8 protein-coding genes, 1 tRNA gene and 2 rRNA genes (1 of these 11 cut by a window edge) are annotated in these 13,725 nt (G+C 58.6%); 6 read left to right on the top strand and 5 right to left on the bottom strand.

The features are described 5' to 3' along the window. The 5 genes from I6L46_RS14450 to I6L46_RS14430 form a co-directional block, all read left to right on the top strand. A 23S ribosomal RNA gene (locus I6L46_RS14450) occupies positions 1 to 2,226 on the top strand (it extends 664 nt beyond the left edge of the window). 119 nt (positions 2,227 to 2,345) lie between these two features. Beyond that, a 5S ribosomal RNA gene (gene rrf / locus I6L46_RS14445) occupies positions 2,346 to 2,460 on the top strand. 96 nt (positions 2,461 to 2,556) lie between these two features. Then, positions 2,557 to 2,633, top strand: a tRNA-Asp gene (locus I6L46_RS14440). 412 nt (positions 2,634 to 3,045) lie between these two features. Further along, complete coding sequence (gene tmaR, locus I6L46_RS14435; RefSeq protein ID WP_005336024.1) at positions 3,046 to 3,363, top strand: PTS system regulator TmaR; 318 nt, start codon at positions 3,046 to 3,048, stop codon at positions 3,361 to 3,363. Positions 3,364 to 3,571: 208 nt separating this feature from the next. After that, complete coding sequence (locus I6L46_RS14430; RefSeq protein ID WP_216976099.1) at positions 3,572 to 6,655, top strand: transglycosylase domain-containing protein; 3,084 nt, start codon at positions 3,572 to 3,574, stop codon at positions 6,653 to 6,655. 109 nt (positions 6,656 to 6,764) lie between these two features. Here the strand turns inward: I6L46_RS14430 and yidA are convergent, their stop codons facing one another. From yidA to I6L46_RS14410, 4 genes are all read right to left on the bottom strand, one after another. After that, complete coding sequence (gene yidA, locus I6L46_RS14425) at positions 6,765 to 7,574, bottom strand: sugar-phosphatase (RefSeq protein WP_005363212.1); 810 nt, start codon at positions 7,572 to 7,574, stop codon at positions 6,765 to 6,767. Positions 7,575 to 7,688: 114 nt separating this feature from the next. After that, the gene (locus I6L46_RS14420; protein ID WP_216976097.1) at positions 7,689 to 9,356 is read right to left on the bottom strand and encodes a DUF342 domain-containing protein; all 1,668 of its coding nucleotides are present in this window, start codon (positions 9,354 to 9,356) and stop codon (positions 7,689 to 7,691) included. A 247-nt stretch (positions 9,357 to 9,603) separates the two neighbouring features. After that, the gene (locus I6L46_RS14415) at positions 9,604 to 10,752 is read right to left on the bottom strand and encodes a CinA family nicotinamide mononucleotide deamidase-related protein (protein WP_216976095.1); all 1,149 of its coding nucleotides are present in this window, start codon (positions 10,750 to 10,752) and stop codon (positions 9,604 to 9,606) included. A 53-nt stretch (positions 10,753 to 10,805) separates the two neighbouring features. Beyond that, complete coding sequence (locus I6L46_RS14410) at positions 10,806 to 12,044, bottom strand: DUF3391 domain-containing protein (RefSeq protein WP_216976094.1); 1,239 nt, start codon at positions 12,042 to 12,044, stop codon at positions 10,806 to 10,808. Positions 12,045 to 12,188: 144 nt separating this feature from the next. Here I6L46_RS14410 and metA point away from each other — a divergent pair, with 144 nt between their 5' ends. Then, positions 12,189 to 13,136 carry a homoserine O-succinyltransferase gene (gene metA / locus I6L46_RS14405; protein WP_216976092.1) on the top strand — a complete coding sequence of 316 codons (948 nt, stop codon included), beginning with the start codon at positions 12,189 to 12,191 and terminating at the stop codon, positions 13,134 to 13,136. Here metA and I6L46_RS14400 read toward each other — a convergent pair whose 3' ends face one another. Further along, positions 13,137 to 13,655 (bottom strand): cyclin-dependent kinase inhibitor 3 family protein, encoded by a 519-nt coding sequence (locus I6L46_RS14400; protein WP_040067125.1) that lies wholly within the window; start codon positions 13,653 to 13,655, stop codon positions 13,137 to 13,139. Positions 13,656 to 13,725 lie beyond the last annotated feature (70 nt).

Genomic DNA, 13,725 nt, shown 5'->3' with positions numbered 1-13,725 from the left:
AAACCGGGTGATCTAGCCATGGGCAGGTTGAAGGTTGAGTAACATCAACTGGAGGACCGAACCCACTAACGTTGCAAAGTTAGGGGATGACCTGTGGCTGGGGGTGAAAGGCCAATCAAACTCGGAGATAGCTGGTTCTCCCCGAAAGCTATTTAGGTAGCGCCTCGGACGAATACTACTGGGGGTAGAGCACTGTTTGGGCTAGGGGGTCATCCCGACTTACCAACCCCATGCAAACTCCGAATACCAGTAAGTACTATCCGGGAGACACACGGCGGGTGCTAACGTCCGTCGTGAAGAGGGAAACAACCCAGACCGCCGGCTAAGGTCCCAAAGTTCTGGTTAAGTGGGAAACGATGTGGGAAGGCTCAGACAGCTAGGATGTTGGCTTAGAAGCAGCCATCATTTAAAGAAAGCGTAATAGCTCACTAGTCGAGTCGGCCTGCGCGGAAGATGTAACGGGGCTCAAACCAGGCACCGAAGCCGCGGATTTGCACTTAGTGCAAGTGGTAGGGGAGCGTTCTGTAAGTCTGCGAAGGTGTATCGAGAGGTATGCTGGAGATATCAGAAGTGCGAATGCTGACGTAAGTAACGATAAAGGGGGTGAAAAGCCTCCTCGCCGGAAGACCAAGGGTTCCTGTCCAACGTTAATCGGGGCAGGGTGAGTCGACCCCTAAGGTGAGGCCGAAAGGCGTAATCGATGGGAAGCAGGTTAATATTCCTGCACGACTTGTAATTGCGATGGGGGGACGGAGAAGGCTAGGTGGGCCAGGCGACGGTTGTCCTGGTGAAAGTGCGTAGGTGGTGTTTCTAGGCAAATCCGGAGACACAACACTGAGACACGAGACGAACACACTACGGTGTGGAAGCCATTGATGCCCTGCTTCCAGGAAAAGCCTCTAAGCTTCAGATTACAAGTCATCGTACCCCAAACCGACACAGGTGGTCGGGTAGAGAATACCAAGGCGCTTGAGAGAACTCGGGTGAAGGAACTAGGCAAAATAGAACCGTAACTTCGGGAGAAGGTTCGCTCTTGACAGTGAAGTCCCTTGCGGATGGAGCAGTTGGGAGTCGCAGTGACCAGATGGCTGGGACTGTTTATCAAAAACACAGCACTCTGCAAACACGAAAGTGGACGTATAGGGTGTGACACCTGCCCGGTGCCGGAAGGTTAATTGATGGGGTTAGCGCAAGCGAAGCTCTTGATCGAAGCCCCGGTAAACGGCGGCCGTAACTATAACGGTCCTAAGGTAGCGAAATTCCTTGTCGGGTAAGTTCCGACCTGCACGAATGGTGTAACCATGGCCATGCTGTCTCCACCCGAGACTCAGTGAAATCGAATTCGCCGTGAAGATGCGGTGTACCCGCGGCTAGACGGAAAGACCCCGTGAACCTTTACTACAGCTTGGCACTGAACATTGAACCTACATGTGTAGGATAGGTGGGAGGCTTTGAAGGCGTGACGCCAGTTGCGCTGGAGCCGTCCTTGAAATACCACCCTTGTATGTTTGATGTTCTAACGCAGGGCCCTGAATCGGGCTCGCGGACAGTGCCTGGTGGGTAGTTTGACTGGGGCGGTCTCCTCCCAAAGAGTAACGGAGGAGCACGAAGGTTGGCTAATCCTGGTCGGACATCAGGAGGTTAGTGCAATGGCATAAGCCAGCTTAACTGCGAGACGGACAGGTCGAGCAGGTACGAAAGTAGGTCATAGTGATCCGGTGGTTCTGAATGGAAGGGCCATCGCTCAACGGATAAAAGGTACTCCGGGGATAACAGGCTGATACCGCCCAAGAGTTCATATCGACGGCGGTGTTTGGCACCTCGATGTCGGCTCATCACATCCTGGGGCTGAAGTCGGTCCCAAGGGTATGGCTGTTCGCCATTTAAAGTGGTACGCGAGCTGGGTTCAGAACGTCGTGAGACAGTTCGGTCCCTATCTGCCGTGGGCGTTGGATGATTGAAGGGAGTTGCTCCTAGTACGAGAGGACCGGAGTGAACGAACCTCTGGTGTTCGGGTTGTCACGCCAGTGGCACTGCCCGGTAGCTAAGTTCGGAATCGATAACCGCTGAAAGCATCTAAGCGGGAAGCGAGCCCTGAGATGAGTCATCCCTGACCCCTTGAGGGTCCTAAAGGGCCGTTGGAGACCACAACGTTGATAGGTGGGGTGTGTAAGTGCAGCGATGCATTGAGCTAACCCATACTAATTACCCGTGAGGCTTAACCATACAACACCCAAGAAGTGTTCTAAGGCTTGTAGCAAACGAGCGAACTACTAATTCAGTGATAACGACAAGCCACGAGCAACATCGTTATTCACGTCAGCTTTCCAAGATTGAAGAATTTGCCTGGCGGCCATAGCGCCGTGGAACCACCTGATCCCATGCCGAACTCAGAAGTGAAACGCGGTAGCGCCGATGGTAGTGTGGCATTCGCCATGCGAGAGTAGGACACTGCCAGGCACCCAATTAAACGGTGATGTGAAAACACATAGCCGGCTGCGAGGATGACACCTCATAAAGAAGCGGCAAAAGATTTAGCGCAAGCTAACCGAATGCGGAGCGGTAGTTCAGTCGGTTAGAATACCGGCCTGTCACGCCGGGGGTCGCGGGTTCGAGTCCCGTCCGCTCCGCCACTAATTTGAAGGCCTTCCCGATTGGGAAGGCCTTTTTGCTATGAGCGTTTTTGTCCATAAGACCCACAGGTTTGCATACCAGAACGAATACAAAAGCCCGGGTTCATAACCGGGCTTTTGTATTTTTAGTGCGTTAAACCGCCAGTGTTAGCATTTATCTGCAGGAAGAAAGCTAAAATCCTGGCATTTTCTCCATTTTCTATCTATATCAAGCTCTTATCTGATGGATTACTGGCCATTTTAACTGGTTTACTTTTGGCCAAACTCTGTTCATGGCGCGCGATTAGGGTTGTATCTCGCTTATAACTCGGTAGAGTAAGGGCATCTTGAGTTTGCCTGCCCCGCGCCGAGTATGTTGGGTTCCAGGTGTAACTTGGCCAGTTTTTATCAACCTTAAGTCAGTGGTATCGATATGGAACAAGTAAACAAGTCCACCTTCAGCGATGTACTGGAATATGTGCGTATGTCCCGTCGCCAGAACAAACTCAAGCGTGAAATTGCGGATAACGAGAAGAAGATCCGTGACAACCAGAAGCGCGTGCTGCTGCTCGACAACCTGAGCGACTATATCAAGCCGGGTATGAGCATTGATGATGTGCAGGCGATCATCGCCAACATGCGTGCCGACTATGAAGAGCGCGTGGATGACCACATCATCAAGAACGCCGAGCTCTCCAAAGAGCGTAAAGAGCTGAGCACCAAACTGAAGGGCATGAGCTCTCACAAATAAGCGTTGCGCTTTCGCTTAAGAGACACCGGCCACTGGCCGGTGTTTTGTTATCAGCTCGGATCTCTGCCACTCCTGCAACAATCGGCTCCCCTTTTTAGAATTGCCCTGTTACCATCACCACAAAGCGGTCAATAGTTTCAAGCCATTGACTTGAAAAGACTAAGCTTGAGTGAAACACAATAAATTGCGCAACCATGGTGGGGCTGATATGGGCGCATCAGAACAGACGGATTTGACACAAGTGGCATCTCAAGATTCATCTGTCCAGACCTCGGACGGGAACCCAAAGCGCAAGCGTCGTCCCTGGTGGCGTTGGCTGTTCTGTTTTCTCTTTTTATTGTGCCTGGGGGCGGTGATCGCTCTGGTTGGCTATGAGATGAAAACCTCGAAGCTGCAATCTCAGGAGATCTCCCGCTATGCCGCCAAGCTCACCTATCAGGTCGAGCCAGGCCAGAGCAAGCAGATCGCTTTCCCTGAGGATGGCCCGTTCGACAAGCGGCTCGGCTATGTGCAACTGCCGATGATGCAGGAGCGCCTGCTGCAGCGGGGCTATGAAGTCAGCAAGCAGGTGCATTTCTCCGACGCGCTCTATGACTACGCCAGTCGAGGCTTCTTCGTGCCCTATACCGAGAAGGTGCAGGCTGGCCTGACGTTGCACGATTGCCGCGCCGAGCCCTTCTATCAATTCAAGTATCCGACCCATCACTATCCGGATTTTGACTCCATTCCGCCGCTCGTCATCCAGTCGCTGCTGTTTATCGAGAACCGCGACTTGCTGAGCAACGAAGAGCCGTTGGCCAACCCGGCGGTCGACTGGCCCCGTTTTGCCAAGGCCGCGCTCTCTCAGGTGGGCAAGGCGCTCGATATGCAGGATCAATCTGCCGGTGGCAGTACCCTGGCGACCCAGGTGGAGAAGTATCGCCACTCGCCGGATGGCCTGACCCTGTCGCCGACCGAGAAGATCCGTCAGATGGCCTCTGCCAGCGTGCGTGCCTATCGTCTCGGGCCGGAAACCCTCGAAGCGCGCAAGCTGGTCGCCTGGGCCTACCTCAACTCGGTACCGCTCTCGGCTGCACCGGGATATGGTGAGGTGCATGGTTTGGGGGATGGTCTCTGGGTCTGGTTTGGTGCCAATGTTGATGACGTGAACCGTCTGCTGGACCCCGCCCGCAACCAGAATGCGCCGCTGGCCGAACAGGGACTTGCCCTGCGTCAGGTTGTCTCGCTGATGATTGCGCACCGCCGTCCCTCTTACTATCTGGCTCAAGGGCGAGAGGCATTGGCTACCCTGACCGACAGCTACCTGCGCCTGTTTGTGCAGGAGGGGATGATCACGCCACCTCTGATGGAGGCGGCGCTCAAGGCCAAGATTACGTTCCGTGACTTCCTGCAGTCCCCGGCTATCACCCGGGTGAACAACAACAAGGGGTTGCAGGTTGCCCGTACTCGCCTGAGCCGTCAGCTCGGGGTGCAGCTCTATGACCTCGACCGGATGGATCTGACCGCCGATACCAGCCTCAACATGCCGCTGCAGAACGAAATCTCCCGTTATCTGCAACAGCTGGCCGATCCGACGTTTGCCGCCCAGGTAGGGCTGTTCGGTGAGCGCCTGCTCTCGCCAGAGAAGACCGGCGATGTGCGCTACAGCTTCACCCTGTTCGAGAAATCGCCGGAAGGGTTCAAGGTGCGGGTACAGACCGACAACACCGATCAGCCGTTCGATATCAACGAAGGCTCCAAGCTGGAGTTGGGCTCAACCGCCAAGTTGCGGGTGCTGACTACCTATCTGGAGATCGTGGCCGAGCTGCACGACAACTATGCCGGGATGCCGGTCGAGAATCTGCGCAAGCTGGCTGCTGTCTCTCAGGACAACCTCAGCCGCTGGGCCATCTCCTATCTGATGACGGCTCAGGACAAGAGCCTGCCTGTGATGCTGGAAGCGGCGCTGGATCGCAAATACTCCGCCAGCCCCAACGAAGGGTTCTTCACCGGTGGCGGCATGCACACCTTCAACAACTTCCGCCGCGAGGATAACAATCGTATTCCGACGTTGCGTGACTCTCTGCGTGAGTCGATTAACTTGCCCTTTGTACGGCTGATGCGCGATATCGTGCGCTACAGCCTCTACAAGGAGGGCAACCGTGCCCAGTTGCTGAAGGATGACAAGGATCCCCGTCGTCAGGAGTATCTGGCCAAATTTGCCGACAAAGAGGGCCAGACCTATCTGCTGCGCTTCTGGCGCAAATATCGCGGCAAGACCCCCGAGGAGCAGCTCGATACCTTCCTCGACGGTCTCAAGCCGAGTGCGGTACGTCTGGCGGCGGTTCACCGCTACCTGATGCCGGAAGCCAGCGAAGCCGCATTTGCTGCCTTCCTGGCGGAGCGGTTGCCGCGGGAGAAGCTGAGTGCGAAACGGGTCAATCAGCTCTACGTCAGCTATGGTCCGGGCAAGTATTCACTGCCGGATCAGGGCTACATTGCCCGGGTTCACCCGCTGGAGCTGTGGCTGCTGGCCTATCTCAAGGAGTTCGACAAGGCCACCTTTGCCGACGCGGTGGCGGCCAGTCGTGACGAGCGGCAAGAGGTCTACAGCTGGCTGTTCAAGACCCGTCATCGCAGTGCCCGTGACAGCCGGATCCGCACCATGCTGGAGGTTGAAGCCTTCCTCGATATCCATCAGCGCTGGGCCAAGCTGGGTTATCCGTTTGATCATCTGGTGCCTTCGCTGGCGACCGCGTTGGGTAGCTCCGGCGATCGTCCGGCTGCACTGGCCGAGCTGATGGGGATTATCCAGAATGGCGGTATCCGCTCGCCAACCTTGCGTATCGAACACCTCTCGTTCGCCAAAGGGACGCCCTTCGAGACCGAGTTTGAGCCGCAGCACACCGAGGGTACCCGGGTGATGCCGGCAGAGGTGGCGGCCGCCTTGCGCAGTGCGCTCTCCAAGGTGGTTGAAGGGGGTACGGCAAGACGTATCGCCGGTGCTTTTACCCTGCCGGATGGCACTGTGTTGCAAATGGGGGGCAAGACCGGAACCGGGGATAACCGGATTGAAACGGTGGGTCGTTATGGCAACGTGACCAGCTCGCTGGCGCGCAACCGCACCGCGACCTTCGTTTTCTATCTGGGTGAGGATCACTTCGGTACTCTGACCGCCTATGTACCGGGTAGCCAGTCGGACAAGTTCCGCTTCACCTCGGCGCTGCCGGTACAGGTGCTCAAGGGGATGGCTCCCCTGTTGATGCCCTACCTGCAACCGGGCTCCCATACCCAGTGTCTGGCGAACCAGTGATGCGAGCGAATTACCGCTCATCAGGCAGATAACTGACCAGAAAAAACGGGGAGGCTGACAGCCTCCCCGTTTTTATTTCCTTATCGGGCGCAGCGGTGCTCGATTGCGATCAGGCGTTCAGTACGAACTGCTCGATCACCTGAGCCACGCCATCTTCATCGTTGCGGGCAGTGGTGTGCTGGGCGAGAGCCTTGATCTCGTCGGTGGCATTGCCCATCGCAACCCCGAGGCCTGCGTATTCGATCATGTGGCGATCGTTGCCCGCATCCCCGACGCAGATCACCTGATCGGCGGTCAGGCCAAGGTGCTCGGCCAGTGCGGCCACGCCGGTACCCTTGTTGCTCTGCTTGTTCATGAACTCGAGGAAGAAGGGGGCACTCTGTACCACGGTATAGCGCTCATAGAGCTCTGCAGGCAGTCGCTCGATGGCGCGGGAGAGCTGGGGCGGCTCGTCGATCATCATCACCTTCATGATCTGCTCGTCGGCAGGCAGGGTGGCGAAGTCGATCAGATTGATCGGCATGCCGATCAGGCGGGATTCGTGCTCGGTGTAGGTGCTGACACGGGGACTGATGAGGCCCTGGGTGACCGAGAAACCGTGAACGTTCACCTCCAGCTCGTCAGCCAGTTTGGCGACGGCGCTGGCGTCACTGCCGGTCAGCAGCTGGCTGCGGATGATGCGCTGATCGGCCACCTGTTGCACCAGAGCACCGTTGTAGCAGATGACGTAGTCATGCTCTGTGGTGAGGCCGAGCTCTTCCAGATAGCGGCTCATCCCTTCCAGCGGGCGGCCGGAGGCCAGCACAACGGTTACCCCTTTGGCGCGCGCGGCGCTGATGGCGGCGTGGGTGCGGGGAGTAATCTGGCCCTGCGGGTTGAGCAGGGTGCCATCCATATCCAATGCGATCAGCTTGTACATCTCTCACTACCTGAGTCTGGGTGGCCCGCCCGGTGGGGCCAAGGAAGTGGCGAGTGTAGCGAAAATCTACGGCGGGATCACGGCCGGTTCAGCGATGGGGCCGTGCCGGTTGATCTATTTGTGCCCCTCGTAAGGGGTCATCTCGAGGGTTTCATCATGGATGGTCAGACGGGTAGGGCCTCGGGTGATGGTAACCTTGCGTTTGAAGCTGGCCATCTCGACCTCGATGCCGGAGTAGAGGTGCTGGGTGGCAATGACCTCCATCTGAGCCATCAAGTTTCGCAGCTCCTCCTGGTTGGCGGTGAGCTGCTCATCGAGCTGGGCCAGTTCGGCCAGCTGATGGTCCCGGATCGGTTTGAGCTTGCGCAGGGTATCCGGATTGCGCTTGTCGCCGGGCAGTTGCAGCAACTTCATGACCAGCTCCTTGATTTTCTCCAGCTGGGCCTGACACGCCTGCTGGCGCAGCTTGAGCTGGTGTTCCTGCTCCTTGTGGGTGAAGTAGCCGCCAAGGATCTGCAGCCGGGTATGGTTGGCGGCCTCGGCCCCCAGGCTGGGGGCCATGATCAGGCGATTGGCAATGCTGGTCCCCCCCAGCAGAGTGCCTTTGCGCATGTTGCTATCGCCTACCTTGATATCTTGTCCGCTGCGGGAGTAGCAGTGGTTGAGCTGGCTCTGGATCTGGATATCCCCCCCCGCTTCCAGCTGGGCATACTGCGCGTAGCTGGCGTGGATCTCCCCCTGCGCATTGAGTTGGCAAAGGTACTCTCCCTGCTCGTTGCGGCGGCCAATGATGCCGTGGCGTACCGTGATGCTGCCCCCGGCTTCGATCCAGCCCCCTTCGATAAAGCCGCCGATGACGATGTCACCGCTGACCTTGATCTTCATGCCCGGGTTGACGTCGCCGCTGACGATTAAGCCCCCTTCAAAATCAATGTGGCCGTGGCGGGCATCCACTTGTTTGACGCTGAGCACCTCGTCCACCTTCATGCCTGCTTTCTCCTGACAGGGCAGGCCCGCCCGACCGGCAATCAGCAGGTCGGGATCGTCGGGGGAGATGAAGGTGCCCTCACCAGCACTCATCGGACTGTCTTTGCCATCCTTGGCGGGCAGGTCCTGACCGGTCACGGTAAAACCGGGTACCCCGACGGTGGCCGGATGACGGCGCATCAGCGGAGCGCCGGCCTTGACGGTGACGATGGAGCCGAGATCCCGCAGGTCGACCTTGCCATGCCCCAACTCCTGCGGTTTGAGGATCCGTTCGGCCGGGGTCTCCACCAGCCGCTCATAGCGAGTGTCCTGACCATTGACGGCAGGCTGGCCGTTGGCAATCACCAGCTTGAGCTGACTGCCGGGGGCGGCCTCCTTGGCCGACTGGATGGCAGCGGTGAGCAGTTGCTCACTCACCCCCTTTTTGATTTCGCTGATGGCGATCGCCTCTTTCAGCTGTTCCAGCGTCACATACTTGCCACCCCAGTCGGCAGTGATCTGGGCGATGGCGCTCATGCGATCCTTCTCCACTATTACGGCGAGTCGGGCATCCTGACGCTTGCCGATGGGGATGGGGTTGGCTGGGACGGGGGCGGCAGGGTTGGTGAGCAGGGTATTGAGCAGGCTGATGGCCTGTTTGATCCCCTCGGGCAGCGGCTGATAGCGGCGACAGTTGGAAGCGAGCAGCAGAGCCTGCACATCCTGTTCCGTGACAGGTTTGGTGAGACCGGCGGCAATCCGCAGGCAGACCAGTTCCATATCGCTTGATAGCAGCAACCACTCTTTGCTTAACACCGCATCTCCTTGCTGGATGAGAACGGAACGATCGGCTCGCTCCTCTACTGTCATTTAATCTCTCAATGATTAATAAAGCGAGTCGCCAACCCTGAGAGTGGGCAGTATTCAGATATTTCCTCTGAATGGTCAATGAATTGAAGTCAAATCGGTGATGGCGGCCAGATAAATGTGGGCGCTGTTTGGAAACGGAGTGAAAAGGCGGATCGCAGCGCCAGCGACATAAGGTCGCTGGCAGGGGGGGTTATCAGCTGCGTTGGGCTGTTCTGGCCAGGGTGAGGTAATCGCCGAGCACCGGCTCACCCAGCATATGGCGGCGCAGCATATCGAGGGCGGCAAAGGCGAGGATCTTGCGGCGGCTCTCCGGGTCGGGGTGGCTGACCTTGACCGTCTGACCGATGTGCATGCCATCGGCGCTGAGCAGCAGTGGCACCCCCTCTGCACCCTCTCGCCCAATGGTCAGTTGCAGGCCTGCATCGGTGGTCGGCAGTTGTGCCAGCTCATCGGCCAGTTGCGCGCTGAAGCGTGCTTCCAGCCGGGGATGGCCGTGACAAAGCGCCAGCAGGGCGCCGCCACTCTCTCCCTCCAGCAGAGTCAGCGGTTTGCCTTGCAGCAGCGCAAGGATCTGCTGCGCCGGTTCCGTATCTCCGCAGCCAACCAGCCAGGGGCGGATCGTATCCAGCAGTCGGCGCTCTGCACTCTCCATGTCAGCGGCACTGGCGCCGTGGCCGATCAGCTTCAGCTCGATAAGGGGCATGGAGGAGCGGTAACCCAGCTCGATGCCAGCTTGCCAGGGTTCGGCATCCAGCATATCGCTGAGGGCAGATTCCGAGATGCCGAAGGTGTAAAAGCGACGCAGCTCGGTGTCGATCTGCGCCCCGGCCAGCTGTTTGAGGCGCGGCAGAATTTGCTCGCGCACCATCTGCTTGAATTCGAACGGCACGCCCGGGGTCAAGAAGAGCTGGCTCTTGCCACTTCGCACCACAAAGCCGCAGGCGGTGCCGACCGGGTTGTCGAGGATCTCGCAATTCTGCGGCAGCAAGGCCTGCTTGGCATTGCTGGTTGGCATAGTACGGCCGCGGCTGGCGTAACGCGCTTCGATGGTGGCGAGCCAGTCCGGAAACAGGGTGAGCGGCTGGCCGAAAGCCTCGGCGGCAGCTTGGGCGGTGAGATCGTCGGCAGTGGGGCCGAGCCCGCCACACACCAACACCACCTCGGCGCGGCTGGCACTCTCTTGCAGCACCGTTTTCAGGTCAGCGAGGTTGTCCCCGACCGTCAGGCGACGGCGCACCTGCCAGCCCTGCTCCAGCAGCAGAGCGCTGAGCCAGGCCGCGTTGGTATCCACCACCAGACCCGTCACTATCTCGTCTCCGGTACTGATGATCTCGATACGCATGGCAGGCTCCTTGGATTAAACGGGTGGCAACGGTTGGCCTTGGGCCAACACAATCAGGCTTTGTTGTGCTCGAAGTAGTAGCTGATCCGGGTACGCGGATTGAGGTACTCGAACACGGCGGGTGGCAGCCGTTTGGGGTGGATCACCTTGGCGATCGACAGTTCGGCTTGCTGCAGGTCGATGATGGCGGCTTCCTGACGGGGAATGCGCGGATCGTAGACCAGCACCGAGGGGTAGAGCAGGCGGGAAGCGTTGACCGACATCACCAGCCCCACCTGACCGTTGGAGAGTTGCACCACGCTGCCGGGGGGATAGATCCCCATCAACCGGATCAGCATGCTGAGGTACTCCGGATTGAACTGCGCCTTGCGCTGCTTATAGAGGCCGCTCAGAGCCGAGTAGGGCACCTTGGCCTGCATGTGGCAGAGGTTATCGTACTCGTTGATCAGCGACACCACCTGGGTCAGCGGATCGAGCTGGCCACCCTTGAGCCCTTCCGGCCCGCTGCCATCGAGATATTCATGGTGATGGAGCACGATCCCCTTAGCTTCGGCCGGGAAATCCTTGGCCAGATTGAGCAGATCAAGCCCGTAGCGCGGGTGCTGGGCCATCAGGTTCTGCTCCGGCTTGGTCAGCGGCTCGGTCTTGCGCAGGATCTGGCTCGGGATCTTCAATTTACCGATGTCGTGGAACAGCGCCCCCATGCCAACCTGACGGATCTCGTCGGCCGTCATGCAACACTCCTTGGCCAACAGCATGCTGAGCACGCTGACGTTGAGGGAGTGGAAGTAGAGGTTGTTGCCATCCTCGCTGTCGGAGACCAGATGGAGCACCATCTCGTCCACCGAGAGCAGTTGCTCGGTCATGGCGTTGACCAGCTCCTGCGCCTCGCCGATGGCATTGAGGGGGCGGGACTGGATCTTGCTCATCACGCTGCGCACCTGTGCCAGCGACTGCTGGAACTGCTTCTCGCACTGCTGCAGGTTGCGGCGATAGAGTTGCAACTGCTCGATGCGGCGATCTTTCTCCTGCTGCATCTGGGCCTGGCGCTGGGCGGCGTCTGCGCTCTCTTGTTGCTGAGGCTGTACCTGATTGAGGGGCTTGGGCGGAACGTCGCTCTTGTCGGGAATGATGGTGACCAGTTTCAGGCCGAGACGGCGGATCAGCTCGATCTCTTCTTCACTTTTGATCTTGAAGCTGGAAAACAGGAACGGGTGTTCGCGCCACCCCAGTGGCAGGGATACATAGTTGCCGACTTGCAGTCGATCTACGGAAATCTTGATACCGGTCATTATCTTGGAAGCAGGAGACACACTGAGCCGTATGCTAGTCAAAGGCAGGGGTGAATACAAAAGGTATCTGATGACAGGGCAGGAGCTTTATTATAGGCTTCTGGATGTCCAGACATATTTACTGATGCAGTACAGGGAGTAAGCATGCCGATCAAGATCCCGGATCAGTTACCCGCCGCCGAAGTGCTGGGGCAGGAGAACATCTTCGTGATGACGGAATCCCGGGCCGTCACCCAGAACATCCGTCCTCTGCGGGTGCTCATCCTCAACCTGATGCCAAAGAAGATTGAGACCGAGATCCAGCTGATGCGGATGCTCTCCAACTCGCCGCTGCAGGTGGATGTGGATCTGCTGCGCATCGATGACAGGGAATCAAAGAACACGCCGCAGGCCCATCTGGAGAACTTCTATCACGACTTTGAGCAGGTGCGTGGCAATAACTACGACGGCATGATCATTACCGGGGCGCCGCTCGGGCTGGTGGAGTTCGAGGAGGTGGTCTACTGGCCGCGCATCGTCGAGATCATCGAGTGGTCCCATCAGCATGTTACCTCCACCCTGTTCCTCTGCTGGGCGGTGCAGGCGGCGCTGAAAGCCTTGTATGGCATGGAGAAGCAGACCCACGGCGAGAAGCTCTCCGGGGTTTACCGCCACCATCGCCTCGATGAGCACGAGCCGTTGCTGCGCGGTTTCGATGACGAGTTCGTCGCCCCCCACTCCCGTTACGCGGCGTTTGATGGCGATCTGATCCGTGCCTATACCGACTTGCAGATTTTTGCCGAGTCAGAAGAGGCGGGGGTCTATCTGGCGGCGACCAAGGATTGTCGTCAGGTGTTTGTCACCGGGCACCCGGAGTACGATGCCCTGACGCTGGACGGGGAGTATCAGCGGGATCTGGCGGCGGGGCTCGACCCGGCCATTCCGGTCAACTACTACCCGAATAACGATCCGGGCAAGACCCCGCGCGCCAGCTGGCGCAGCCATGGTCATCTGCTGTTTGCCAACTGGCTCAACTACTACGTCTATCAGCTCACCAGCTATCGGGTGGAAGATATCGGCAAGGTCTTTACCTACGATCAGGGAGGCAAGTAGTCAGTCGCCCTGCGCCAGCCGCTCGGCCAGCTGGTCGAGCCATTGGCGGTGGCAGGCCAGGGTAAACGCCTTGGGTCTGTGGGCCTTGATGGCGGCCATCGCCTCTTGCTGTGGCTGGCCGAGGGTCATCAGCAGCGCGGCGGCGACCAGACCGGTACGACCGCTGCCCCCTTTGCAGTGGATGACCAGATGTTTGCCATCCCCCAGCAGCTCGCGCAGCTGTGGCAGCGCCTGTTGCCAGGCCGCCTCGAAGTCGGTGTCGGGGGCCAGATCATCCTCGATGGGCAGATGGAACCAGCGCATCCCTTCGTGCTCGACCTGCTGGCCGAGCTGCGCCAGTTCGAGTCGGATCAACTCGGCGCTTGTCATCAGGGTCACCACCCCGTGGGCACCGGCCAACCGCAGTTGATCGAGCGCCAGGGTCAGCGGCACCTGCTGGGTGCCGGGGCAGGGGGTCAGCAGCAGCTGACCGTCGACACGGGGAACCTCAAGGCTCCAGAAGGGGTGATACGGGTGCATGGCGGATCCTCGCGTGGTGGCCGCAGGGCTGCGGCCGGTGAATGGCGCCAAGGATAGGCGGGGCAGGGGG

This window comes from Aeromonas sp. FDAARGOS 1416 (assembly GCF_019048085.1).
GTDB classification, from domain to species: Bacteria; Pseudomonadota; Gammaproteobacteria; order Enterobacterales; family Aeromonadaceae; genus Aeromonas; species Aeromonas veronii.
Note: the sequence above shows the minus strand (reverse complement) of the source record. Positions and strands in the feature narration are given on the sequence as shown.